Raw genomic sequence first — 24,828 nt, 5'->3', positions numbered from 1 at the left:
AAACCACAATCGTTATAAAATCTGGCTTGGTTATAAATATGGGTGACTGGAGTGGCGTTCGAGGAGTTTGAGACCTTTGACGAGGCTTTTTCAGCTCTGCTGGACAAGCTCGATTTCAAGATCAACGAGCCGTTCAAGGATGTGCAAAAAGTCCTCTGCATAGAACCTCACCCCGATGACTGCGCCATCGGATTAGGGGGCACGATTAAGAGGCTCACGGACTCAGGAATAGAGGTTGTCTACCTCCTCCTCACAGACGGCTCCATGGGAACCACCGATGAAACCGTTTCGAGGCACGAACTCGCCCTGACCAGGCTTGAGGAGGAGAGGAAGAGCGCCGAGATCCTCGGGGTTAAAAAAATACACTCCCTCGACTTTGGGGACACAGAACTGCCCTACACCCGGGAGGTCAGAAAGGAGATCGTTACTGTGATAAGGAAGGAGAAGCCTGAGATGGTTTTGATGCCCGACCCCTGGCTGCCCTACGAAGGCCATCTGGATCACAGGCACGCAGGACTTCTTGGACTTGAGGCGGTCAGCTTCTCCGGTCTTCCGAACTTCAGCAGATCGGATTCAATAGCGGGACTGGAGCCCCACAGCCTCCCGGCGGTTGGTTTTTACTACACACACAAACCCAATTATTTCGTTGATATAACGGACGTTATGGAAACCAAGCTGGAGGCAGTGAGGGTGCACAGGAGTCAGTTCACTGAGGACGTTTGGGAGCTGTGGGAGCCTTACCTGAGGACGATAGCTTTGTACTATGGAAAAATGAGCGGGCATAAATATGCCGAGGGCATAAGGTTTATTCCGGGGCTGTTTCTGCATATCTGCCCATTTGCCGAGCTTATCTAAGCTTTTAGCTCCTCTTCAACCATTCTTTCAACTTCCTTCAGGAATCTGTCGAGATCCATCAGATCGAGTCCGAACTCCGTGAGGGCTTTGTACCTTTCGGGATCGGCTGTCACTAGGAGCATTCTATGCTTTATGGCGAACGTACCGGTGAGAATGTCATCGACTTCGAGTCTCAGGCCCTTCTTGAGGAGTTTGGCCTCTATCTTTGCGCCGTGGATCACGATGTCATCGGTGAGAGGCAGGACGGAGTAGATCTCTTTGAGGACTTTGAATTCGTTCTCTATCTTCCTGTTTATGTAAGCTTTTGAGACCAGGTACTTGTAAATTGAAATTACGGGGACGAAGACGTTGAACTTGGCCAGGGTTACTTCAAGGAGCCTTCTCCTGCTCGCCGTGTGCATCTTTATCATCGACGTTGCGTCAAAGAGGATGCTGTCCGGGAGGGTCATTGTTTATCCCTCTCCTTGATAACTCTGAGGAGCATCTCGGCTTCATCGTCCTCGACGATTACGTCCTCCACCTTTTTGTCCAGCTCGACCAGATGCCATGTTTCTATGAGCTTCTGGAGCACCTCATCGTAGGATCTGGCGTCAAGCTTGTCCTTGAGGAGCTTTATCTTCTTCCAGGTGTTCTCATCAACGGCTATTGTCTTCAAGGTAATCCCTCCTGCACAGTTTTCTTGTAGGCCTCTATGCTCCTGGGTCTTGGTATTCTCTGTTTGCTTATTGGATCCACCTCATAGAGCCCGAACTTTATTTTAAAACCCATCGCCCACTCGTAGTTATCTGTCAGAGCCCAGTGGAAATAGCCCCTTACATCGGCTCCGGCTTGAACCGCCTCAAACATCTTTTTCACATGCTCCTGAATGTATCTCGGCCTTAAAAGGTCCCTTGAATCGGCTATGCCGTTCTCGGTTATGTAAATTGGCTTTCCGTACTCGTTTCCAATCATGATTGAGTCGTACATTCCCTTCGGGAAGCACTCCCATCCGAAGTCGCTCGTTGGGTTGTTGTCCTTTGAGACGCTGTTGGGATCGGAGGAGTATCCGTACCCTTCCGTTCCAACGAAGTTTATTATTGGGAGCTCATCGTATTTGGGCTCGGTGTACCTGATGACCTCCCTGGTGTAGTAGTTATCGCCTATCCAGTCGTTTCTCTTCAGGTGGTCGATTTTTACGTAGTCCCTGCTGAATTCAAGGTCAACCTTGCCTTCGTTGACGCCGTCGAGGAATATTCTGTTGTGGAACAGGTCGTAGTTTTCGGTTGCCTTCACGTCCTTCGGATCGTTTGGATCGCGCGGGTACGCGGGTATTATGTTGAGGATTATCCCAACGGGTTTATCCGAGAACGCCTTGACGGCGTCGTAGGCCCTGGCATGCCCAACGAGCTGGTTGATGATCACTGACTTGGCGGCTTTCGGGTTCAGTATCCCGGGTGGCCACCCCACGTAGGGTGCAAGATAGCCGAGCTCAACCGTCACCATGGGCTCATCGAAAGTTGCCCAGAAGTCCACCAGGTCACCGAACTTCCAAGCGGCAAAAGCCGCGAACTTTGCGAACTCGATTATGGCCTTCTCATCGACCCATCCCCTTGCCCTTGCTTTCTCAAAGTTCTGTCTAACCTCTATTGGATCGTGGAGCCATATTGGCTGGGTTTGGTGGTTGAGGGTAACGAAGGTAGAAAATCCGAGTTTCTTGAGGTTTCCAAGAACTTCCCGGTAGTGTTTCACTTCCCTCAGGTTCGCAAGCCCTTCGAGCTCGCGGAGGGTTTCCTCGGTTATCTTTATTCTCTTTATCAACCCGTACGAATCCCTCTCAAAGTCGACCTCAACGCCGTAGGTAGGGCATGGAAAAATCCTGCTCCACTCCACGGTTATCTGGTACGCGTTTAACCCCATGTCCTTCGCGAGCTGATGGTCGATCTCGTAGAGGCCGTAGTTGTTAATGCCGTTCTCCGGAAGATGACCGCTCACGAGGTCGTTTTTTATGTTAAACGGATCCCGAACCCAGTACCACCAGTCGGTCCTCGTGTCCATGAACCTCCTGAGGGGGTCCCCCATCTCAAACTGAAAAGCTGACTGCACAACGCCCCACATGAACTCCTTCATATTTCCACCTCTTTTAATTGGCTCTGTATTTTATAACTTCGACTTCTTTTATAATTTTCGCAACATTGGTATTCCATCTTACTGGGAATTTTTGGCTTCCAATGATGATTGCCGACAACACTTGAGTGTGGAAATGTGGGCCTTTTTGCAATTATCCTCTTAAACCCATGTAGAAAAGTTTATATAGATAGGGCATAAAATATAAAATTGACCGACTTTATAAGTGGTGGTGTCTATGAGGAAAGCCGTTGCGATGGGTCTCCTGGCAATTTTCCTTACCAGCCTCTTAGGGGCTGGATACGGTTTGGCGGCAGAGAGTCTGCCAAGGAACGAGACTCTGTACACTGCCAATAGTGCCCCCCCAACAAACGCCAATCCTTTCACCGGAGGTTCGGTGCTTGGAATGGACGGTCTGGTTTTTGAACCCCTCTTCATGTTCAACTTCATGACGGGAGAGCTAAAACCATGGCTTGCGGAAAGCGGCAAGTGGGTTAGCGACACAGTTTTTGAGGTAAAACTCAGATCCGGCCTGAAGTGGCAGGACGGCAAACCGCTTACCGCAGAGGACGTTAAGTTCTCCTACGAATACTATCAGAAGATCGGTCTGAGGAACTGGACCAAACTGGGAGTGAAGGAGATAAAGGCCGTTGACGACAGGACCGTTCAGTTCATCTTCGATGGGACTCCCAACTACCAGCTCTGGCAGCTTCAGATGTTCTTCGGCTGGGGCCAGGGTGCGCTCATAGTCCCGAAGCACATCTTCGAGAAGATAGACCCCCAGAAGATACCCAAGATGACCTTCACGGGCGATGAGATGAAGTACCTCGTTGGTTCTGGCGCCTACAAGCTCAAGGAGATAGTTGGACAGGAGAAGGCCATTCTGGAGAGGAACGACGACTGGTGGGGTGCTAAAGTTTTTGGAAAGCCGGGACCGAAGTACATAGTCCAGCTCTACGTTACCGACAACAACCAGGCAGCTAACATGTTCATAAAGGGCGACCTCGACGTTGGCACTTATTACATTGATATAGTCTCGGCCAAGCAGAAGAACCCCAACCTGGCGAGCTGGCTTGATAAGTACCCCTACTTCCCGCCCGTTGCCCCCGTTCTCCTCTACTTCAACACCAAGCACGCTCCCCTCGACAACCCGAAGGTCAGAAGGGCGATAGCAATGGCGATCAACCCGTACCAGATCGTTAACCAGGGCCCGATAAGCGACGTTCCCAAGCAGGTTCCCTTTGGGCCAGGTCTCCTTACCAAGTGGGGCAACAAAGTTGGCATAGATGATCTCATCAACCAGTACGGCTGGAAGTACGGCGACATCCAGGATGCCATAAAGCTCCTCGACGAGGCCGGAATAAAGGACACCAACGGCGATGGCATCAGGGAGTACAACGGCAAGCCTCTCAAGCTCAAGTTCGTCACCTGTGCCGGCTGTAACGACTGGCTCCAGGCCGGTGAGATAATAGCGAACCAGCTCAAGGCCCTCGGAATAGAGGTGGACATAGAGAAGGGTGACTGGACCAACTTCTTCGTCAAGAGCCTCCAGAGCGGGGACTTTGATCTCGCACTCCACTGGTCCGGAACCTTCCAGCCGAGCGCCTACGCCGTGTTCAACATGCTTCTTTCAAAGAACGGCGGCGCCAACTACGGTAAGTACGAGAACTCTAATGTCGACCAGATCCTTCAGGAGTTCGGAAAGACCACCGATGAGAACAAGGAGGCCCAGTACATAAAGCAGCTCTGCCAGATATGGCTTCAGGACGTTCCGGCGGTTCCGGTTTACATGGCAACGCTCTTCTATGAGGCCAACACTGAATACTGGACCAACTGGCCAAACGAGAAGGATCCCTACGGAGTCCCTATCTTCTGGACGAACTACGGCACCTGGGGTACTGCCCTGGCGCTCCTCGGCGTCAAGCCCGCTAAAGCCCCAGCTACCGAGACAACCACAGCTCCAACTACGACCACGCCCAGCAAGAGCACTACCACCACTAAGCCCCCCGCTTCCAGCTCCACAAGCTCTTCGGAGAAGGGTGGAAGCCTCTGCGGCCCGGCGGCAATCGTTGGCCTTGCAGTGGTTCCCCTGCTGCTGAGAAGGCGCCGTTGACTCTTTTTCCATTTTATAGTTTGTTGTTGACGGAGGGAAGTTCTATGGGGTTCAATGAAGGATTCAAGAAGTATCTGATGCGCAAAACCTTTGTGTACCTGATAACCTTCCTGTTCGCGGTCACTCTTAACTGGCTGCTCCCCAGGTTAATGCCCGGCAATCCGATAGAGGGCATGATGGCCCAGGCCGGTAGCGGGGGCGGCGTCAATGATGCCCTGATGAGGTTTTACGAGAGGCTTTACGGGCTCGATCAGCCTCTCTGGAAGCAGTTCCTGAACTTCTGGTCCAGTCTCTTTCACGGGGATCTGGGGTATAGTATACTCTACCGCGCCCCTGTTTGGGATATAATAAAGCATGCCCTTCCTTATGATATCGTGATCCTGTTGCCAGCAATCCTCTTGAGCTGGCTGGTTGGGAACTGGCTTGGGGCGCTTGCGGGTAAGAACAAGAAGTACGACAGGTACGCCATGCCCGCCTTCTACTTCCTCGCGAGTATGCCCTACTTCTGGTTTGCCATGATTCTGGTTTACACGGTTGGAGTTAGTTTGGGTTGGCTCCCCTATCAGGGAGCTTACAGCCCCAGCATGATTCCGGAGCTTTCACTCGACTTCATCGTGGACTTTCTGAAGCATTGGATACTGCCGTTTTTGGGCCTCTTTACGGTTATGATAGGGAGCTGGGCCATAGGAATGAGGAATATGATAATCTACGAACTTGAGGCGGACTACGTCCGCTACCTAGAAGCCCTCGGCGGCAGTGAGAAACTCCTCACGAAGCACGCATACAGGAACGCCATCCTTCCCCAGGTAACGGGATTGGCACTCCAGCTGGGCCTCATGGTGGCTGGGGCGATAGCTACGGAGATAGTCTTCAACTACCCGGGAATAGGCGTTCTCATAATGAACGCGGCTCTGAGCCAGGACTACTTCCTCCTCCAGGGGGCCTTCTTGATGGTCGTAGTAGCGGTTCTCCTGGCGAACTTCATGATAGACATAATCTACGCCTTCATAGACCCGCGCGTTAGGGCCAGCTACACGGAGGGTTGAAGTATGGCGAGAAGGAGCAAGCTCGACACGGTTAAAATAGCGTTCAGAAACGGGAAGTTTGTTTTGGGGTTCAGTGTACTGATGTTCTTTATCGTTTTCTCCCTGGTTGGAGGCCTGTTCACCCCGTTCAGCGGGGATGGTCTCTACTATGAGAGAATCCCAAACACCACGGTTAAAATAGCGACGTACTCCCACAAAGTCCTCCCGCCCATGAGCAACGAGACGCTGACCACTTACCTCGGCAACAAAGTCCGGGTTACTCACATTTTGGGCACCGATGCCTTTGGAAAGGACGTTTACGCGCAGCTCGTCACTGGTTTAAGGACGAGCCTCTGGGTGGCTTTCCTGGCGGCGCTCATAGGTACGGCCTTCGGAATAACCATAGGGTTCATAGCGGGGTACAAAGGCGGCTGGGTGGACGAGACGCTCATGATGTTCACAAACATAATGCTCGTCATACCCTCGATAATTCTGCTGATTCTAATCGCCGCTTATCTCTCGGCCAGAAGCCCTGAGGTTCAGGCGGTAATAATAGGGATAACAGGGTGGCCATGGGTTGCGAGGGCCGTTAGGGCGCAGACCCTTTCGCTCAAAGAGAGGGAGTTTGTAAGCCTCGCAAAGCTGAGCGCCCAGGGTGATCTAAAGATAATCTTCGGGGAGATAATGCCCAACATGATATCCTACGTCTTCATGGCAGGAATACTCCAGTTCAGCGGCGCCATACTGGCCAGCGCGACCCTTGACTTCATCGGCCTAGGACCCACTACAACGGTATCTCTGGGAACGATACTGCAGAAGGCGATAGCCTACAACGCCCTCCAGTTTGGGAACTGGTGGTGGTTCATACCGCCCGGGCTGATTATCACCCTGATCATCACGGCACTGTTCTTCGTCAACCTTGGGATGGAGGAAGTGTTCAACCCGAGGCTCAGGAGGGGTGGTGAATGACGGCAATTCTGGACGTGAGAGACCTTAAAATCTACTACAAAACTCCCGTTGGTTACGTTAAAGCCGTCGACGGCGTGTCCTTTGACGTTAAAGAGGGAGAGGTCTTCGGGATAGCCGGGGAGAGCGGGTGCGGAAAATCGACCCTCGTTCACTCCCTCATCCTGAGAAAGCCCCCGATGGTGCACATGGGCGGTGAGGCCCTTTTCAAGGGTAGAGACCTCATGAAGCTGAGCAAGGAGGAGGAGCGCAGGATAAAGTACACGGAACTTTCAATCATCCCCCAGTACGCTATGAACGCACTCAACCCCACTAAGAAGATCAAAGATATCGTCTGGGATCTCGCGAGGGAGCACGGCGCTGAGGACAGGCGGGAAGTCGAAAAGCTACTGAGAGAGAGACTGAGAATGGTGAAGCTCAGTGAGAAGGTCGCCGACATGTACCCGGTGGAACTCTCTGGGGGAATGAGGCAGAGGGCCACGATGGTCGTCTCGACCCTTATGAACCCCGACCTTCTCATCGCGGACGAGGTCACCTCGGCGCTCGACGTCACGACTCAGAGGGTTGTTCTTGAGCTCCTTCACTACTTCATGGCTGAGGGGATAGTCAAGTCAATAATATTCGTAACCCATGATCTAGCCCTGCTTGACAAGATAGCCGACAGGGTCATGATACTGTACGCGGGCAAGGTGGCTGAAATTGGCCCCACAGAGGAGATCATCAACTCTCCGGGGCATCCGTACACCTCCCTTCTCCTTGAGTCCCTTCCAAAGATCGGCGTGCATTACAAGCAAACAAAGCTGAGGGGAATCCCGGGCTATCCAATAAGCCTTCTTAACCCCCCATCCGGCTGTCGTTTCTATCCGAGGTGCCCATATGGAATGGAGATCTGCCAGCATGTTGAGCCAAAGCTATCCGCCGTTGATGACGGTCATCTTGTGGCCTGTCATCTGCACGGAGGTGAATCGAATGAGTGATCCCCTCGTCAAGGTCGAGCACTTGACCCGGATCTTTAAATCCGGTCTCATTGGGGGCTTTCAGATTAAGGCGGTCGATGACGTGAGCTTTAACATCCGAGAGGGCGAGATCATATCTTTAGTTGGCGAAAGCGGAAGCGGAAAAACGACAATTGGGCGGATAATCCTCCGCCTGCTTCCCCCAACTTCGGGCAGGATACTCTTCAAAGGGGAGGACATAATGAAGTTCGACAAGAAACGCCTCAAGTCCTATTACAAGCAGGTTCAGGCCGTATTCCAGGATCCCTTTGCGAGCTTCAACCCGGTCTATCCAATTGATAGGGTCTTCGACATGGTCTTTGATTCCTTCTTCCCAGAGACCGGCAGGGGCGAGAGGGACGAGCTGATCGCCAAATCCCTGGAGGATGTGGGTTTAAATCCCGATGAAGTTCTGGGGAAGTACCCCCATCAGTTCAGCGGTGGACAGCTCCAGCGCATTCTGATAGCCCGTGCCCTGCTCGTCGAACCTTCTCTCCTGGTTGCGGACGAGGCGGTTTCAATGCTCGACGCGAGCACGAGAATAGACATCTTGAACCTCCTCGGGGAAGTCAGAGACAGACTGGGAACTTCAGTGCTTTTTGTTACTCACGACCTTGCCCTTGGGTACTACATCAGCGATACGACGCTCATAATGTACAGGGGACGCCTGGTGGAGTTTGGGGATACTGAGAAGATCTTCAAGAATCCCCTCCACCCGTACACCAAGATGCTCTTGGAGAGCGTGCCCGATCTAAATGTAAAATGGGAGTTCAAAGGCGAAATACGGCCCGAAGAAGAGGAGCGCGCTGTTTATGAGATAGCGGGATGCAACTACGCTCCCCGCTGTCCTTTTGCAACCGAGAAATGCTGGAAGGTTAGACCCAAGGTCATTGAGTTTGAGAAGAACCACTGGGTTGCCTGCCATCTTTACGGGGGTGAGTGAATGCACGCGACACTTAGAGAAATTAGGAGAACTCCTGAAGGTATAAAGATAGCCCAAAGGGCCTTTGAAGAGTTCGTAACCAATAACGACTTCCTGTTACCGAGAGAAGTGGTGTATACTGGTTGCGGCAGTTCTTACTTCCTGTCGCAGCCGCTGGCCATGGCAACCACCCACCGCGGGGGCAGGGGAGTGGCCCTCCCCTGCTCCGAACTTCTGTATTCGCGGGAGTACTATCCTGTGAGAGAACCGGAGCTCTTGGTTTCAATATCCCGCTCCGGAGAGACAACCGAGGCCATAAATGCCCTTCAGTCTTTGGACGTTCCAAAATTTGCTCTGACTGCCTACGAGAGCACGCTGTCGAGGGAAGCCGATTATGCTCTCGTAGTTCCCGCCCACGAGGAGAGCGTTGTCATGACCCATTCCTTCCCAGCGTTCTACTTCGCTTTCCTTCAGCTCCTCAACACTTCATTTGGTCAGGAAACCTACGATGCTGAAATGGCTTCAGAGCTAACAAAAGAAATCCTGAAGAACGAAGGGTACGTACGGGAGATAACGGAGGAGTTTGACTTCAGGAACGTCATATTCCTCGGCTCAGGAATCCTTTATCCAGTTGCCCTCGAGGCGATGCTGAAGATGAAGGAGATGGCCCTCTTCTGGAGTGAGGCCTACCCGACCTTCGAGGTCAGGCACGGCTTCAAATCGGTTGCCGACGACGGAACCCTCGTTGTTCTCCTAGTGAATGAACCCTTCGACTGGCACGAAAAGTTGACTGAGGAGTTCCAGGGGCAGGGAGCTAGGGTTCTGACGATAGGCAACGGGGATACTGGAGCGGACTACTTCATTGGCTTCCCCGAGGTCGATGAGCTCCTCAGCCCGATCCTTCACTTGCCCTTGATCCAGCTTCTCTCCTACTACAAGGCCGTAAAGAGGGGTCTGAACCCGGACAGCCCGCGCTTCCTCAGCAAGGTCGTCAAGTGGTGATAAGAATGGGAAGAGTTGAGTTTCGCGGTAAGCGGTACATAATTGACGGTGAACCTGTTACGATAGCTGGGGGCACCCTCCAGTTCTTCAGGGTTCCTGCCGATGCATGGAAAGACAGGCTCTTGAAAATGAGAGAAGCTGGCCTCAACACCGTTGACACCTACGTCGCCTGGAACTGGCACGAGCCAGAGAAGGGGAGCTTTGACTTCACGGGCGAGACGCACCCCCAGAGGGACCTAGTCGGCTTCCTGGAACTTGCTAGCGAACTTGGGTTTTACGTCATAATCCGCCCCGGCCCCTACATCTGCGGCGAGTGGCGGAACGGAGGAATTCCCGACTGGCTGATAGACGGGCACCCAGAGATACTGGCCAAGGGCCCTAACGGGCCGCTTCCGAGGGACATCTACTATCCTCCCATAACGTACCTTCACCCGACCTATCTTAAAGCCGTGGAGGAGTGGTACAACGCCGTCTTCCCGGTTATGAAGAGGTACCTCCACACGAGGGGTGGGCCGATAATAAGCGTCGCAATAGACGACGAGCCTTCTTACTGGGAGACCATCTTTCAGCCCTTCCTAACGGACTACAACGAGATAATAACGAAACCGGGGGGACTGTGGGAGAGGTGGCTCCGGGAGAACTACACCATTGAAGACCTCAGGAGGCGCTACAAGGGCGATTTTAAGGACTACTCCGAGATAAAGGTTCCGACCAGCTTTTCCGAGCCCCTCCCAAAGCTCTTTGACTGGCACCACTTCAAGCTCTGGATGATCAACGAATATGTTCACTGGATTTACGAGAAGATGCAGAGAGAGTTCGACGTTCCCATCAGCATCCTCGATCCGTACCTCCTTCAGGTTGCCTGGAGGCACTTCTTCAGCTACATGAGGGAGCACAACCTTAAGATCCACGTCTGGACTGAGTTCTGGTACTCCTTCTACCGCTCCTCCGACTTCAAGGAGGACAAGCTCGGCCACATCTACTACAAGACTGGCATCTACCGCTACCACGTTAAGAAAGCCGGAACGCCGCCGCTAAGCATCGAGACCCAGAGCTCGCTCGCACACACCATAGACCCGACCGAGGCCGAGCTCCTGTACTCCATTCTTCCACCACTGGGCATACCTAACATCAACTACTATCTCTTCGTCGGCGGGGAGAATCCAACGGGATATGAATCGCACAATGGTGTAACCTGGGACGTTTACTCACCTGTGGGACTCGATGGATCCGAGAGGCCTCACTTCAATGTCATAAAAGCCCTTTCCGAGACCATGACCTCTGCCGAAGGACTTGCCGATGCCGAGCTTAGGCCCAAAGTTGCGGTCGGCCTCTACGAGCCCTACGAGGCCTTGAACCTCTGGGGCTACGACGGCCTTGAGGAGAGCACCGACCTGAACGAGTACCTACTGGGAGAGAGGGGCCTTTTCACCCTCCTTGCCATGAGCAACACTCCCTTTGATGCCGTTGACCTTGAAGATGCAACCCTCGACGAGCTCTTGAGCTACGAACAGCTCTGGGTCTACAGCCTCGACTTCATGTCCAGGGAAGTTCAGGACAAGCTCGTTGAGTTCGTTGCCAGGGGAGGGAACCTGGTCATACTCCCGATGCTTCCGCGCTACGATGAGGATATGGAACCCTACAGCGCCCTGGCAGATTTCCTCGGCGTTGAAGTTGAGAGGGCGAAGGCGAGGAAGAATCCACGCCTCATCCAGTTCCTCAGCGTTTCAGCGGAGGGAATAGACAGGATGCTTGTCAGGAACACCGTGCGCGGCGTAAAGGGCGGTGAACCCATAGCCTTCCTGGGTGAAAAACCCGTTGGCGCGCTCGTCAGGAAGGGCAGGGGAAGTGCAGTAGTTCTCGGATTCAGGTTGCAGTACTATACCAGCCACCACGACCTTCACAGAAAGTTCGTCTTGAAGCTCAAGGAGCTCCAGGGTGTAAAGGAGGACTTCGAGGTCACCAATCCCGACATGATAGTTCTTCCCATTGAGGGTAACGGCTATGCCTACCTTGCGGTCACCAATCCAAGGGGCCACCCAGTAAAAGGCAGGATAAAATACAGCGGCATTGAGGTACCCCTCCTCCTTGAAAGCGTTGAGATGAGGAAGAGGGGCACTCTTTACCTTCCATTTGGCCTCAGAAAGGAGGATACTGAAATTGTCTATGCCACTGCCACTTTGGTTTCGTGGGATGGTGATGTGCTGACCTTCAGAAACCACCTCTCCAATTCCAGTGAAGTGGCCTTAAGGGGGGTTGGACGAGTTAAAGTTAGCGGGGGAGAGATAGTCGATGAAAGCATTGGGGAGATCCTCAGAATAGCGGTGGAACATCCCGGGGAGTACTTTGAGATTGAACTCCTCTGAGCTTTCGTTTGGTTTTTGTTGTTTTTCTTTTCAGCGTTTTCCGCTGACTTCTTTGAATTCCCTCTTTAACAATGCCAGTTGTGATGGGTCTAGGGTCTTTGGGTCTACCACTACAATAAGGGTCGCCCCTTTTAGCAGGATGTTGTCCTTTAGGGTGGTGAGGAACCTGACAACTGGATCAAAGCCGTTCTCAAGGATGAGGTACTCCAGCCCATCAATTATCATGACTGTATCTCTGTCAGCATTTTGTATCAAATGATGGAGTATTGCGGGCAGTCTGAGCGGATCAATCGCGTTTTCTCCCTCGACTTTGCTGAGCCAGAGATACGGGATTCCTAACTTTTTAAACGGCTCTGGATTCCTCGTTAATGCAATGACCTTTTTGCCCGATGCGAGTTTTAGGGCTTTTTCCACACTGCCATTGGGGAGGATGTACGCACCGCTCTCAAGAACAGGTTCTCCGTTGAGAACCTTGGAGGGTTCTATCTCCATCTTCGCCCTTCTCATGTGGTCGATTAGGTAATATGTCCCAAGAACGAGGGCGAATGAGATTATGATATCGTCGAGGATCTTGGTTAACCCTGTGGGGTGCACATCGTTCATGACGTCGGCAAGGAAACCGAGCCAGAAAACCATCGTAACGTACGCACCTTTCTTGACTAAGCTTGGGGAGAGGGAGGTCTCAAAAATACGGCGGTATTTGTACAGGATGAGGAGGGCTAACGTGACGAGGAGGAGCTTTATTATTTCGATGTCGAGCTTTAAGGTGAAGCTCTCCATGATACCACGGTTGCCACTCTGGAGGGACTCTTAAAAAGCTTTTCCATTTTCTTTCAGTATCCTTGCACAATTAGCTAGTGTAATTAGTAAAATAGAATTTTTGAGAGTTATGATATACTTTTTTAATGAGAAACTAAAACATGACTTAAAAAAATAAAGTGAGTATGCGAATTTTGTAAAGAAGCAAGCCGATGTCCTGCGAACTCAGAATCGTGATTGAAGTGTTCTAAGGGAACACCCAGGTTTCAGCTCAACTTCGCCGGGAAGGAGTATGCGCTCCCTTCGACAGCCCCCTTTGAGGTCTTATGTGAGGGCTCAAACTCCGGCAATGGTTAACCCTCGAAAAGCTGTCTGCTGTGGACTTTGGGGGAGCGAACTCAGAAGTTGCTGGGAGATATCCAAATATTTGGTTTCGAGCGTTTTAAGGAGCACGGGCTGAAGGTGAAAATTTTGGAAAAGTGAGGGAAGGGTTAAACCCTCTCAATCCCTATCTTCGCCTGCACCTCTGGCCACTCGACGACGTATCCTTTAGCTTCCTCAAAGCGAACCTCCACTGCCCTCGTCTCGCGCATTATGTAGTCAAGGTTTTCCTGCAAGAGCTCGCGGTTCTCGTCGGTGGTCTCTATGGTGACAACTATCCTGTCGTTCACATCGAGGTCGAGCCTCTTGCGCATCTCCTGTATCCTCCTGACGAACTCCCTAGCGAGGCCTTCAGCGAGTAGCTTCCTTGTGAGCGTCTTGTCCACGAAGACCCTTCCGCCCTCAAAGTCCTCAGCGACGAGGAAGTCCGGCAGCTTCTCCTCGATTGTCAGGTGCTCCCTCGTGAGGTGGAAGGTCTTTCCTTCGATCTCAACGTCCATCTCGCCCTTCTCGTATAGCTCTTTGCCGTGCTCACTTATCCACTGGGTTACGAGCCTTGCGTCGCCCTTGAACTCCGGTCCGACCTTGGCGAAGTTCGGCTTTATGATGAGCTCGCGCTCTACCTTTCCGACGACAACCTCCTTGGCGTTGAGCTGGTCTTTGAGGAGCCTGTTGAGCCTCTCGACGGCCTTCTTGACTGTCTCGTCCTCGGTCTCAACGACTATCCTCCTCACCGGATAGCGGAGCTTTATCTTGGCCCTCTGCCTCGCTGAGGAGCCTGCCTCGACTATCCTCCTGACGTACTCCATCTCCCTTTCAAGCTCCTCGTCGATGGCATTCTCGTCCGCCTTCGGCCAGTCGAGCATGTGGACGCTCTCGGCTCCAACAAAGGGCCTTAAGAGGTTCTGGTATATCTCCTCGGCGATGTAGGGTGTGAACGGTGCCATCAAGCGAAGCAGGACATCGAAGACCTTCCAGACGGTGTAGTATGCGGCGAGCTTGTCCGGGTCGTCTCCCTCGACCCACATCCTCTTCCTGATGAGCCTTATGTACCACCTGCTCAAATCCTCGACCACGAAGTTGTATATGGCCCTCGTTGCCCTAGTGAGCCTGAAGGTCTCTATGCCTTCCGTAACCTCTCCTATGAGGCTGTTTACCCTGCTGAGTATCCACCTGTCCTCTTCCCTGAATGGAAGCTCTTCCGGATTGAGCTTCGTCGGGTCGAAGCTGTCCAGGCTCATGTAGGTGGCGCTCAATACATAGACGTTCCACAGGATATTGAGCATCCTCTTGACCTGCGCCAGACCCTTCCAGCTGAAGCGCAGGTTCTCCCATGGGTTCGTCGCCCAAAGCATGTAGAACCTGAAGGGATCCCTGCCTTCCTTCTGGACGACCTCCTCGGGCCTTATAATGTTGCCGAGACTCTTACTCATCTTGTCGCCCTTCTCGTCCAGAACGTAGCCGTGCATGGCAACTTTCCTGTAGGGAACGGTGTCGAAGGCGATAACGCTCGCGGCCTGCTGAGAGTAGAACCACTTGGTAACCTGGTCTTCGCCCTCAACTATGAAGTCCGCCGGCCAGAGCTTCTCAAACAGCTCCTCCTCCCTCGGGTAGTCGAGGGAGGCCCAGCTCGCTATTCCGCTGTCGAACCACACATCCACGACGTCCTTAACACGGCGCATCTCCTTGCCGTTGACCTTTATGATAAATGCATCGACGTAGGGCCTGTGGAGGTCTTCCGGCCCGAGCTTGTCCTCTATCACCTTCAGCTTCTCTTCATAGCTCTCAGGGAGCTCAATTCTCTCGCCGTTTATCTCGAGGGCAACGCTCTTCTCGACGAGCTCTTTAAAGGAGCCAACGACGTATATCTCGCCGTCCTCGGCCTGCCATATCGGGAGCGGGATTCCCCAGTAGCGCTGCCTGCTTATGACCCAGTCTCCGCTGTTCATGACGCCGTTGTCGTACCTAACTTTTACCCAGTCCGGATACCAGGTGACCTTCTCGTCGTTCTCGGCTATGATTTTGTCCTTGACCTTGCTCACCTTGAGGAACCACTGGTCGGTGGCGCGGAATATGAGCGGGGTCTTGCAGCGCCAGCAGTGCGGATACTTGTGCTCTATCTCGCCTGCTTTAACGAGGTAGCCCTTTTCCTTGAGGTACTCGATTATCTCCGGGTCAGCCTCCTTAACATATACTCCCTTCCACTTGCCCTCGGTGTACCTGCCCTCGTCGTCGACGGGGCTGTAGATGGGCAGGCCGTACTTCTTGCCGACCTCAAAGTCTTCCTCACCGTGGCCAGGAGCTGTGTGAACTAATCCAGTACCGTCCTCAAGCGTTACGTGCTCGCTGAGGATTACGCGGTGAGCCCACTCGTACTTCTCGTGGAACTCCCTCTGCACCGGATACTCGTCCATGAGAACGTGGATGTAGCGTATTCCCTCCAGCTCCTCTCCCTTGAACTCCTCGACGATTTCGCCCTTGACGCCGGCCTCGTTGAGAACCCTCTCCACAAGGGCCTTTGCCATTATCCAGTACTCCTCACCTTTCTCGGTCTCCACCTTAACCTTCGCGTACTCGTATTCGGGATGAGCGGCAACTGCAAGGTTGGCAGGCAGAGTCCATGGTGTTGTTGTCCAGATGAGCAGGTATTCGTTGTCCTTGCCCTCGACCGGGAACTTGACGTAGATGCTCGGGTCCTTCCTTATCTTGTACTCACCGCGAACCTCATGCTCCGCCAGGGCCGTTTCACAGCGCGGGCACCAGTGTAGAACCCTCTTGTCCTTCTCGAGGAGACCCTTCTCCCAGGCCCGCTTTAGGGTAAACCAGCCCGATTCGATGTACTCGTTCTTTATCGTCATGTACGGGCTGTCCCAGTCCATCCAGACGCCGAGCTGCTTGAACTGCTCGGTCATGACCTTGAGGTTGTTGAGGGCGAACTCCTTGCACTTCTTGATGAAGTTGTCAACACCCACCTTGGTCTCTATGTCCTTCTTTATCTTGAGTCCAAGGGCCTGCTCGACCTTTACCTCTATCGGAAGGCCGTGCATGTCGAAGCCAGGTTGCCTTCTCACGTTGTAGCCCTGCATGCTCCTGAACCTTATCACCATGTCCTTGATGATCTTGTTCCAGGCGGTACCGAGGTGTATGGCGCCGCTCACATATGGAGGCCCGTCGAGGAAGTAGTACTTCGGGCCGTTTTCCCTGAGCTCCTTTACCTTTCTGTAGGTGTCGTTCTCCTGCCAAAAGCGCTCTATCTTTTCTTCAAGCTTTCCTGGGACGTATTCTCTAAACTCGGGCTCTCTAATCATTGCTGAACCCTCCAGAAATGATAGTTACAGCTACCCAGAACAGGGGGCTCACGCCTCGAAACGGGCGAAGCGAAGGATAAAACACTCCCCCCTCATGGGTATCGGGGCAGAGTTGGGAAGTGAGCTTATAAGGTTTTCCCTGGAAAATGACTTTAACCGGGAGAACAAACGGAAAGTCGGTGGTTGAATGAAAGTCGCCGTTGGCTCAACGAATCCTGCCAAAGTTGAGGCAGTTAGGGAGGTATTTCGAGAGATCTACGGTGAAGTAGAGGTTGTTCCGGTTGAAGTTGACAGCGGAGTCCCAGACCAGCCGGTTGGGCTTGAGGAGACGGTTAAGGGGGCCATCAACAGGGCTACACGGGCCATTGCGAAGACCGAGGCAGACTTTGGAGTGGGCATTGAGGCGGGTCTATACCCTGTTCCAGAAACCATAACCGGCTACATGGACGTCCAGTTCTGCGCTGTGGTTGATAGCGAGGGCAGAATAACCCTCGGCCACGGGCCCGGCTTTGAGTATCCGCCTGGCGTAGTCGGGCGGGTGTTTGGGGAGGGCGTGGAGGTTGGGATAGCGATGGGCGAACTCGTGAACGATCCGGAGCTCAAGCGGAAGATAGGTGCAATCGGCGTTCTAACCCATGGAAGGCTTGTGAGAAAAGAGCTTAACAAGCTGGCTGTATTGATGGCGCTGGTCCCGAGGCTGAACCCCGAGTGGTACAACCTGTGAGGGTGTGCCCTCCCCGACCGCCCCCCGGTCACCGCTCCCGGGAGTGTGAGTGGGGAGGGCAGTAAAGGTTGAGCGGTAGGGAATTTAAGCCTTCTCCTCTACCGTCCTCTCCTCCTCGGGTTCGCCCTTTCTCCTGCTCTCGTTCTTGATGACCTGGATGATGTAGTCGATAAACTTCCTGACCTCTTCAAGGTCCTCCTCCGGGATGTCGGCTATTTTCTTGTTCCTGCTCTTGTACGTCAGAAGCTTGAGGAGCGCGAGCCTTCCGAGGGCGGTTCTCGTGCTTATCTCTCCGTTCTTCCAGTCCCTCCAGATGGCGTTGGCTATGCCGTAGAACTCCGGAATGCTGTCGAGGCCGGGATCGCCAACATCGATGACCTCCTTTCCGAGGTACTTATAGCGCTTCTCCTTCTCCTCCTTTGTGAACTCCTTGGTTTTCTCCTTGATGTACGTCCTGACCATGGGCATCACCTCCGCGGTTACTTACGTTTAAGAATTTATTAACTTTTTGTTTTTAAATTTGACACCGGCTCTTTTCTTGTCTTATCAAAGAAGCTTTATCCATTGGGAACCTGAATTTTTTGGAGTATCTTAGTGCCAACACTACTCATCAGTTCTCTACTGACACGTGGAAAGGCTTATATCCCCTTCTTCAAATCCCCATCTGAAGGAAGGACGATGAGGTGATAAGTATGGGAAAGCTCGATATTATTCAGGCTAAGGGCACCGAGAGGCTGAAGAGAGGATTCGCCAAGATGGTGAAGGGCGGCGTCATAATGGACGTCACCAACGCCGAGCAGGCGAGAATAGCCGAAGAAGCTGGAGCCGTTTCCGTCATGGCCCTCCACCGCGTCCCGGCCGACATCAGAAAAGCCGGCGGCGTCGCCAGGATGGCGCCGATAGAGAAGATTCAGGAGATCATGGACGCTGTAACCATTCCGGTGATGGCGAAGGTCAGGATCGGCCACGTTGCCGAGGCAAAGATACTCGAGGCTTTGGGCGTTGACATGATAGACGAGAGCGAGGTCCTAACTCCCTCAGATCCGTACTTCCACATCGACAAGCGTGAGTTCAACGTTCCATTCGTCTGCGGCAACAGGAACCTCGGCGAGGCCGTCAGAAGGATCTGGGAAGGGGCAGCCATGATGAGGACGAAGGGCGAGGCCGGAACCGGAAACATAGTCGAGGCAGTGAGGCACGTCCGCCTCCTCAAGGACAACATAGCCCTCCTCCAGCGCATGACGGACGAGCAGGTCTACGGAGTTGCCGAGAAGTTCGCTGAACCTTACCTCCGGCTTGCCTTCGAGGTGAGGGAAATAAGCGGCCTTCCGAAGAGCGTCCTTGAGAACGAGCCGATCTACGGCCACTACACCTACCGCGACATCGTCGAGGGCCTCTACAAGATACTCCTCGAGATAAAGAAGCTCGGAAGGCTTCCAGTTGTCAACTTTGCCGCCGGAGGCGTTGCCACTCCAGCGGATGCCGCTCTGATGATGCAGATGGGAATGGATGGTGTCTTCGTAGGTTCGGGCATCTTCAAGAGCTCCAACCCGCCGAAGATGGCGAGGGCTATCGTTGAGGCAGTCAACCACTGGGACGAGCCCGATGTTCTCGTCGAGATCAGCAAGGAGATAGGCGAGCCGATGCACGGCCAGGAGATTGAGGAGCTCGAAGTCCGCCTCGAAGAGAGGGGAGTCTGATTTTCCCTTTTCTCCCCCTTTTGGAGGTGATAGAATGGTCAAGGTAGGTGTCATTGGCCTCCAGGGCGACGTCGAAGAGCACATCTGGGCGGCCAAGAAGGCCCTTGAGAACCTCGGCGTTTCTGGGGAAGTCATCTGGCTCAAGAAGCCTGGACAGCTTGAGGGCATCTCCGCCATCATCATCCCTGGCGGCGAGAGCACTACAATCTCAAGGCTCATGGTGAAGAACGGCCTCTTTGAACCGGTCAAAAAGCTCGGTGAGGAAGGGCTTCCAATCATGGGCACCTGCGCCGGCCTTATAATGCTCTCAAGGGAGGTAATCGGCGCGACCCCGGAGCAGAAGTTCCTCGGACTCCTTGACGTTAAGACCAACAGGAACGCCTACGGCAGGCAGGTTGACAGCTTTGAGGCACCTATAAAGCTCGCCTTCAGCGACGAGCCCTTCACCGGCGTCTTTATCCGCGCTCCCAGGATAGTGGAACTCCTCAGCGAGGGGGTCAAGCCGATAGCTTGGCTCGGGGACAGGGTCGTTGGAGTGGAGCAGGACAACATCATCGGCCTTGAGTTCCACCCAGAGCTCACAGATGACACGAGGGTTCACGAGTACTTCCTGAAGAAGGCCCTGTGATTTTACATTATTTTGTTGAAATTATTCGGTAAAACTTTTATTTTTGCCTTTTAATTGTCTAACGGTGGTTCCATGAAAACGGTGGTCTGCCCCTACTGTGGGTTCGGATGCAAACTCCTTATCGATCCTGAGACCCTCAGGGTGAAACCTTACAGGGGAGAGCCGAACAGGGGAAAGCTCTGCCCTAAGGGTCTTCACTCCGTTGAGATAGTTAATGCAAAGGACAGGTTGAAGCGCCCCCTTAAGCGGGCTGGTTCTTCCATGGTTCCTGTGGGCTGGGGGGAGGCGATGGATGAAATAGCAGGCAAACTCCTTGAGATACGGGAACTCTATGGCCCGGACGCTGTGGCGTTTTTGGCTTCATCCAAGGTCTCCAACGAGGAAAACTACCTCCTTCAGAAGATAGCGCGCCTCTTCGGCACGAACAACATAGACAACTGCGCCCGTCTGTGTCATGAAGCCTCCGTCCACGCCCTCAAGCTTACCCTTGGGACGGGTGCGCAGACAAACCCCTATGAGGACATAGAACGCTTTAAGTCGGTGCTCATCTGGGGCTACAACCCCGCCGAGACGCACCCGGTCGTCATGGACTACATTCGGAGAGCTAGAAAGGGCGGGGCAAGGGTGATCGTGGTGGACGTCAGGGAAACCACGACAATGGCCTTTGCCGACTACAAGCTGATAATCAAACCCGGGACGGACATAGCACTTGCAAACGCGATTGTCCACGTAATAATCGAGGAAGAGCTCTACGACGAGGAGTTCATCCGTTCCAGGACCGTGGGCTTTTCTGAGGTCAGGATGGCAGTGCGGAAGTACACCCCCGAGTACGCGGAGAGGGTGACGGGTGTTCCCGCAGAAACCATTGTCGAGGTGGCCAGAGCCCTCGCCCTTGCCGGAAGCGGGGCGGTAATGTGGGGTATGGGACTCACCCAGCACGTTTCGGGAGTTGAGAACGTCCTGGCGGTTATAGACATTGCCCTCCTCCTCGGGTACATCGGCGAGAAAGGCGGTCTCTACCCCATGCGCGGCCAGAACAACGTGCAGGGGGCCGCGTACATGGGTGCTTTGAGTGAATTCCTGCCCGGTTACGTCCCGCTCACGGATGAGAAGTTCAGAAAGAGGGTCGCATCGCTCTGGGGCGTTGAAGATCTGCCGACCGAGAGGGGCCTTTACCTCACTGAACTCTGGGATGCAATAGAGGGGGGCGACCTAAAGGCCCTCTACATTGTGGGGGAGAACCCAGCCGTTAGTGAAGCGGACTTCATGAAGGTTCGGAAGAGTTTGAGAAAGCTTGACCTTCTCGTGGTTCAGGATATATTCCCCACGAGGACTGCCAGGTACGCCCACTACCTCCTGCCAGCTTCAGCCTTCTGCGAGAAGGAGGGCTCTTACATGAACAGTGAGCGGAGGATCCAGTGGAGCGAGAGGGTCTGCGAGCCGGTGGGTGATTCCAAGCCGGACTGGGAGATTTTAACGATGCTGGGGAGGGCGCTTGGACTCCCGGGCTTCAACTACACTTCCGTTGAAGAAGTTACCGCCGAATACTTCAGGCTCTTCCCAGAGCTTGAAGAGAAAAGCGTTGAGAAGCTGAAGAACTCGGATGGAATCTTTCTGCCAAAGAAGAGGCTCCACACCTGGGAGTTTGCAACGCCGGACGGAAAGGCAAGGTTCATGGCGGTTGAAATGATAACACCATGGGAAGCCCCGGACGAGGATTATCCCCTCGTCCTCACGACGGTAAGGCTCATCGGCCACTACAACACGGGGGAGATGACGCTGAGAAGCCCCTCACTCGTCAGGCTCATGGGGGAGCCGAGGGCACTGATAAACGAAGAGGACGCGGAAAAACTGGGGATAAAGAGCGGGGACTGGGTTGAGATAGAGACGAGGCGCGGAAGAATCAGGATGAGGGCGGAGATTGGAAACGTGCCCCAGCGGCTCATCGTTGTTCCCTTCCACTTCAAGGCCAACAGGCTGACAAGTCCAGCGCTCAACAAGGCCGGAACGCCGGAGTTCAAGTTCGCGGCGGCAAGGGTTAGGAAACTTGGCAACCCAAATGGTTTAAAAGTGCAAAGGTAAACTTTCAAATATGGCTTCAAAAGAGATAGTCGCGGTATACCGGGGGGACGTGATAATCCCCCTTGAGAAGCTCGATATTCCTCCAGGGGTGAAACTTCGGATAAGGATAGAGAAGATCGAGGGCAGGGATGCTCTCAAGGAGCTCGGATACCTGAAGCTTCTCCAGGAGGGAGAGGATGCCGAGAGCCTCTTTGAAATTTAAACAGGGAGATATAGTGCTCCTCGAGCTCCCGTTCACAGACTACATGGGGAGTAAACTTAGACCTGTCTTGGTTGTAAGTTCCAACGAACTGAACTCCATAAGCGACGACCTGATAGTCCTGAAGATAACGAGCAGGCCCCATTTCAGGGAATTTCAGGTTGAACTGACCCAGAGCGATCTGAGCTTAGGAAAGATCAAAAAGAAGAGCTTTATCGACTGTTCTTCCGTTTTTACAGTTGAAAAGTCTTTGATTATCAAAGAAATAGCCGGGCTGAGGAGTGAAAAGCTCGAAGAAGTCAAAAGGACTCTCAAGAGAACTTTTGACATAGATTAAAACCTGAACGCCCACTCTGGATACTCCCCTGTGAGGCATGCCAGGCAGAGGTCCTTTTTTCCAACGGCCCTGATGAGACCCTCGACGCTCAGGTAGGCGAGGCTGTCGGCGCCTATCGCTTCCCTCACCTTTTCAACGCTTCCGAAGGCAGCTATGAGCTCGTGCCGCGTTGGAATGTCTATGCCCATGTAGCAGGGATGCCTTATCGGGGGAGACGCTATCCTGACGTGCACCTCTCTGGCCCCGGCCTTTCTGAGGAGCGAGACTATCCTCCTCATGGTAGTTCCGCGGACGATCGAGTCATCGACGAGAACCACCCTCTTTCCATCTATTACCTCCTTTACCGGCGAGAGCTTTAGCTTCACCTTGAGCTCACGGTTGAACTGACCGGGAGTTATGAACGTCCTTCCTATATAGCGGTTCTTTATGAGGCCCTCTGAATAGGGGATCCCGCTCTCCATTGAAAATCCAAGGGCGGCTGCCCTCCCCGAGTCGGGAACGGCTATTACGACATCTGCATCGGTGGGACTTTCCCTCGCTAATTCTCGGCCCATCCTGACCCTAGCCTGATAAACGTTAACGCCATCTATGGTGCTGTCGGGTCTCGCGAAGTATATGTACTCAAAAACGCAACCGTGGTGCTTTTCCCTCACCAGCACCCGGCTCTCTAAAGATTCACCATCGAGAAGGAAGACTTCCCCTGGCTCCACGTCCCTGATCTTCCCGCCCTCTACCTCGTCCACGAAGAGCCTTAGGGCGGAATCCTCGCTCGCGAAATAGTGGCCGTCTCCTGTTCCATAACTTAGGGGTCTGAATCCGACCGGATCCCTCGCGACGAGTATCTTTCCATCGAAGAGAAACGCAACGGAGTAGGCACCCTTTACCTCGCGGAAGACCTCCCCCATGGCTTCGAACTCGTCACCGGTCTCCTTAAGGTATCGCAGAAAGGAGATTCCCAGGAGTTCTGAATCGACAGAATGCTGAAACTTAACACCGGATTTCTCGTACTCCCTTCTCAGCGGCAGGAAGTTCGTCAGGGTGCCGTTGTGAGCTACCGCTATCCTCTTTCCACAACATTCCGTCTCAAGGGGCTGGGTTTCGTTCAGGGAGCCCGAGGTGGAGTAGCGAACGTGGGCTATCGCAACGTTCGATTTGAGCTTTGAGAGCTTCTGTCCCTTGAAGACATCCGAAACGAGGCCTTTTCCTGAGACGGTCCTTATTCTGTGCCTCCAGACACTTATCCCCGCGCTCTCCTGCCCCCTGTGCTGTAAGGCTAGGAGGGCGTAATAGGCCTTCTTGGGCGCGTTTTCCGTCGCTGCTGCAAAGACCCCACACTTCTCCCTCATTGCCAACCCCGCCACTTTGTTGACCTAAGGATGTTGATTTGTTGCATCCTAACGGTGAAATCTTAGCGTTTTTATGTTTAAAAGCTTTGCCCATTATTTGCGTTATTTATGGCAAAAAATCCTTAAATACTTCCAAAAATTTACATAAAAATGGTGAAGCCTATGGATGTTTACGAGGGCAAGGCCAAGAAAATCATTCCCCTAGACGATGGAAAGGTTATAATGGAGTTTAAGGACGATGCCACGGCCTTTGATGGGGATAAGAAGGCTCAGTTCAGAGGCAAGGGCTGGCTCAATGCCCAGATCAGCGCGCACCTCTTCAGGGTTCTCGAGGAGAACGGTGTAAAGACTCACTTCATAGGGATAGCGGGGGACAACAGGCTGATAGTCGAGAGGCTGAAGATGTACCCCCTTGAGGTCGTTGTCAGGAACGTCGTTGCTGGGAGCCTGAAGAAAAGGCTCCCCCTCGAGGAGGGAACCGAACTGCCGGAGCCGATAGTTGAGCTCTACTACAAGGACGACAGCCTTCACGACCCGATGATAAACCACCACCACGCGAGGGTTCTTGGGATAGGCGAAGTGGAGCTTGAGGAGATGGAGCGCATCGCGCTCAGGGTGAACGAGATTCTCAGGGAGTACTTCAAGGAGAGGGGTATAATCCTCGTGGACTTCAAGCTGGAGTTCGGGAAGAACCCGAGGGGAGAGATCGTCCTGGGGGACGAGATAAGCCCCGACACCTGCCGCTTTTGGGACGCGGAAACCAAGGAGAGCCTTGACAAGGACGTTTTCCGCTTTGACAAAGGCGATCTTATCTCTGCCTACGAGAAGCTCTATGAGAGGATCACCGGTGAGGTTCCCGCTCGTAGGTAATCATGACGGTGTAGCATCCCTTCTCGTCCTCTTTTATCTCTATGCCCTTTAGGGCAGTGCCGTACTCTTCTACGGCTTCTCTCACAACATCTGGAAGCTCCTCGAGGAAAGCCTTCTTCTTAACCGTCAGCTCCATGAGACCACCGA

At 53.3% G+C, this 24,828-nt stretch carries 23 protein-coding genes; 15 read left to right on the top strand and 8 right to left on the bottom strand.

Annotated elements, in window-relative coordinates:
• The first annotated feature begins 51 nt into the window (after positions 1–51).
• Complete coding sequence (locus tag A3L09_RS09060; RefSeq protein WP_088858646.1) at positions 52–855, top strand: PIG-L deacetylase family protein; 804 nt, start codon at positions 52–54, stop codon at positions 853–855.
• Here the strand turns inward: A3L09_RS09060 and A3L09_RS09055 are convergent.
• Genes A3L09_RS09055 through bgaS form a run of 3 tightly spaced genes read right to left on the bottom strand, consistent with a single transcriptional unit; the run spans position 852 to position 2,961 of the window.
• Positions 852–1,304 carry a type II toxin-antitoxin system VapC family toxin gene (locus A3L09_RS09055; protein WP_088858645.1) on the bottom strand — a complete coding sequence of 151 codons (453 nt, stop codon included), beginning with the start codon at positions 1,302–1,304 and terminating at the stop codon, positions 852–854. The two genes, A3L09_RS09060 and A3L09_RS09055, sit on opposite strands and share 4 nt — an antisense overlap.
• Positions 1,301–1,510 (bottom strand): hypothetical protein, encoded by a 210-nt coding sequence (locus A3L09_RS09050; protein ID WP_088858644.1) that lies wholly within the window; start codon positions 1,508–1,510, stop codon positions 1,301–1,303. The genes A3L09_RS09055 and A3L09_RS09050 overlap by 4 nt, the downstream gene beginning before the upstream one ends.
• Positions 1,507–2,961, bottom strand: coding sequence for a beta-galactosidase BgaS (bgaS, locus tag A3L09_RS09045; protein WP_088858643.1), 1,455 nt, complete (start codon positions 2,959–2,961; stop codon positions 1,507–1,509). Before bgaS ends, A3L09_RS09050 begins: the two co-directional genes overlap by 4 nt.
• 235 nt (positions 2,962–3,196) lie before the next feature.
• Between bgaS and A3L09_RS09040 the strand changes: the two genes are divergently transcribed.
• Genes A3L09_RS09040 through glmA form a run of 7 tightly spaced genes read left to right on the top strand, consistent with a single transcriptional unit; the run spans position 3,197 to position 12,347 of the window.
• Complete coding sequence (locus A3L09_RS09040) at positions 3,197–5,071, top strand: ABC transporter substrate-binding protein (RefSeq protein WP_088858642.1); 1,875 nt, start codon at positions 3,197–3,199, stop codon at positions 5,069–5,071.
• 44 nt (positions 5,072–5,115) lie between these two features.
• On the top strand, positions 5,116–6,117 hold the full coding sequence (locus A3L09_RS09035) for an ABC transporter permease (RefSeq protein WP_088858641.1): 1,002 nt from the start codon (positions 5,116–5,118) through the stop codon (positions 6,115–6,117).
• Between the two features lie 3 nt (positions 6,118–6,120).
• Entirely contained in the window at positions 6,121–7,065 is a 945-nt protein-coding gene (locus tag A3L09_RS09030; RefSeq protein WP_088858640.1) for an ABC transporter permease, read from the top strand.
• Positions 7,062–8,039 carry an ABC transporter ATP-binding protein gene (locus tag A3L09_RS09025; protein WP_088858639.1) on the top strand — a complete coding sequence of 326 codons (978 nt, stop codon included), beginning with the start codon at positions 7,062–7,064 and terminating at the stop codon, positions 8,037–8,039. Before A3L09_RS09030 ends, A3L09_RS09025 begins: the two co-directional genes overlap by 4 nt.
• Positions 8,032–9,000, top strand: a complete 969-nt coding sequence (locus tag A3L09_RS09020; RefSeq protein WP_088858638.1) for an ABC transporter ATP-binding protein — start codon at positions 8,032–8,034, stop codon at positions 8,998–9,000. The genes A3L09_RS09025 and A3L09_RS09020 overlap by 8 nt, the downstream gene beginning before the upstream one ends.
• A complete protein-coding gene (gene glmD / locus A3L09_RS09015) occupies positions 9,001–9,981 on the top strand; it encodes a glucosamine-6-phosphate deaminase (RefSeq protein WP_088858637.1) in 981 nt (326 codons plus the stop codon).
• A gap of 5 nt (positions 9,982–9,986) precedes the next feature.
• Entirely contained in the window at positions 9,987–12,347 is a 2,361-nt protein-coding gene (gene glmA / locus A3L09_RS09010; protein WP_088858636.1) for an exo-beta-D-glucosaminidase, read from the top strand.
• Positions 12,348–12,377: 30 nt separating this feature from the next.
• On the opposite strand, the gene A3L09_RS09005 is transcribed toward glmA, so the two are convergent.
• Both A3L09_RS09005 and ileS read right to left on the bottom strand, forming a co-directional pair.
• Positions 12,378–13,127, bottom strand: coding sequence for a DUF835 domain-containing protein (locus tag A3L09_RS09005; protein ID WP_088858635.1), 750 nt, complete (start codon positions 13,125–13,127; stop codon positions 12,378–12,380).
• Positions 13,128–13,597: 470 nt separating this feature from the next.
• Positions 13,598–16,795: an isoleucine--tRNA ligase gene (ileS, locus tag A3L09_RS09000; protein ID WP_088858634.1), complete on the bottom strand. Its 3,198-nt coding sequence runs from the start codon at positions 16,793–16,795 to the stop codon at positions 13,598–13,600.
• Between the two features lie 187 nt (positions 16,796–16,982).
• Between ileS and yjjX the strand changes: the two genes are divergently transcribed.
• On the top strand, positions 16,983–17,519 hold the full coding sequence (gene yjjX, locus A3L09_RS08995; RefSeq protein WP_088858633.1) for an inosine/xanthosine triphosphatase: 537 nt from the start codon (positions 16,983–16,985) through the stop codon (positions 17,517–17,519).
• 84 nt (positions 17,520–17,603) lie between these two features.
• Here the strand turns inward: yjjX and A3L09_RS08990 are convergent, their stop codons facing one another.
• Positions 17,604–17,981, bottom strand: coding sequence for a hypothetical protein (locus tag A3L09_RS08990; protein ID WP_088858632.1), 378 nt, complete (start codon positions 17,979–17,981; stop codon positions 17,604–17,606).
• 230 nt (positions 17,982–18,211) lie between these two features.
• On the opposite strand from A3L09_RS08990, the gene pdxS reads away from it, so the two are divergent.
• The 5 genes from pdxS (at position 18,212) to A3L09_RS08965 (ending at position 22,465) form a co-directional block, all read left to right on the top strand.
• On the top strand, positions 18,212–19,219 hold the full coding sequence (pdxS, locus tag A3L09_RS08985) for a pyridoxal 5'-phosphate synthase lyase subunit PdxS (protein WP_088858631.1): 1,008 nt from the start codon (positions 18,212–18,214) through the stop codon (positions 19,217–19,219).
• Between the two features lie 34 nt (positions 19,220–19,253).
• Complete coding sequence (gene pdxT, locus A3L09_RS08980; protein WP_088858630.1) at positions 19,254–19,847, top strand: pyridoxal 5'-phosphate synthase glutaminase subunit PdxT; 594 nt, start codon at positions 19,254–19,256, stop codon at positions 19,845–19,847.
• 72 nt (positions 19,848–19,919) lie between these two features.
• Entirely contained in the window at positions 19,920–21,929 is a 2,010-nt protein-coding gene (fdhF, locus tag A3L09_RS08975) for a formate dehydrogenase subunit alpha (protein WP_088858629.1), read from the top strand.
• A 10-nt stretch (positions 21,930–21,939) separates the two neighbouring features.
• Positions 21,940–22,131, top strand: coding sequence for an antitoxin family protein (locus A3L09_RS08970; RefSeq protein WP_088858628.1), 192 nt, complete (start codon positions 21,940–21,942; stop codon positions 22,129–22,131).
• 13 nt (positions 22,132–22,144) lie between these two features.
• Entirely contained in the window at positions 22,145–22,465 is a 321-nt protein-coding gene (locus tag A3L09_RS08965; RefSeq protein ID WP_232473519.1) for a type II toxin-antitoxin system PemK/MazF family toxin, read from the top strand.
• Here A3L09_RS08965 and purF read toward each other — a convergent pair.
• Positions 22,462–23,811: an amidophosphoribosyltransferase gene (gene purF / locus A3L09_RS08960; protein WP_088858626.1), complete on the bottom strand. Its 1,350-nt coding sequence runs from the start codon at positions 23,809–23,811 to the stop codon at positions 22,462–22,464. The genes A3L09_RS08965 and purF overlap by 4 nt on opposite strands.
• Before the next feature lie 162 nt (positions 23,812–23,973).
• Between purF and purC the strand changes: the two genes are divergently transcribed.
• The gene (gene purC / locus A3L09_RS08955) at positions 23,974–24,681 is read left to right on the top strand and encodes a phosphoribosylaminoimidazolesuccinocarboxamide synthase (RefSeq protein ID WP_088858625.1); all 708 of its coding nucleotides are present in this window, start codon (positions 23,974–23,976) and stop codon (positions 24,679–24,681) included.
• Here purC and A3L09_RS10965 read toward each other — a convergent pair.
• Complete coding sequence (locus A3L09_RS10965) at positions 24,653–24,817, bottom strand: hypothetical protein (RefSeq protein ID WP_198362266.1); 165 nt, start codon at positions 24,815–24,817, stop codon at positions 24,653–24,655. The genes purC and A3L09_RS10965 overlap by 29 nt on opposite strands.
• Positions 24,818–24,828 lie beyond the last annotated feature (11 nt).

Origin of the sequence: Thermococcus profundus, from assembly GCF_002214585.1 — an archaeon.
In the GTDB taxonomy this organism is placed as follows: domain Archaea; phylum Methanobacteriota_B; class Thermococci; order Thermococcales; family Thermococcaceae; genus Thermococcus; species Thermococcus profundus.
The sequence above is the reverse complement of the archived record's forward strand: the minus strand, read 5'-3'. Positions and strand labels throughout refer to the sequence as shown.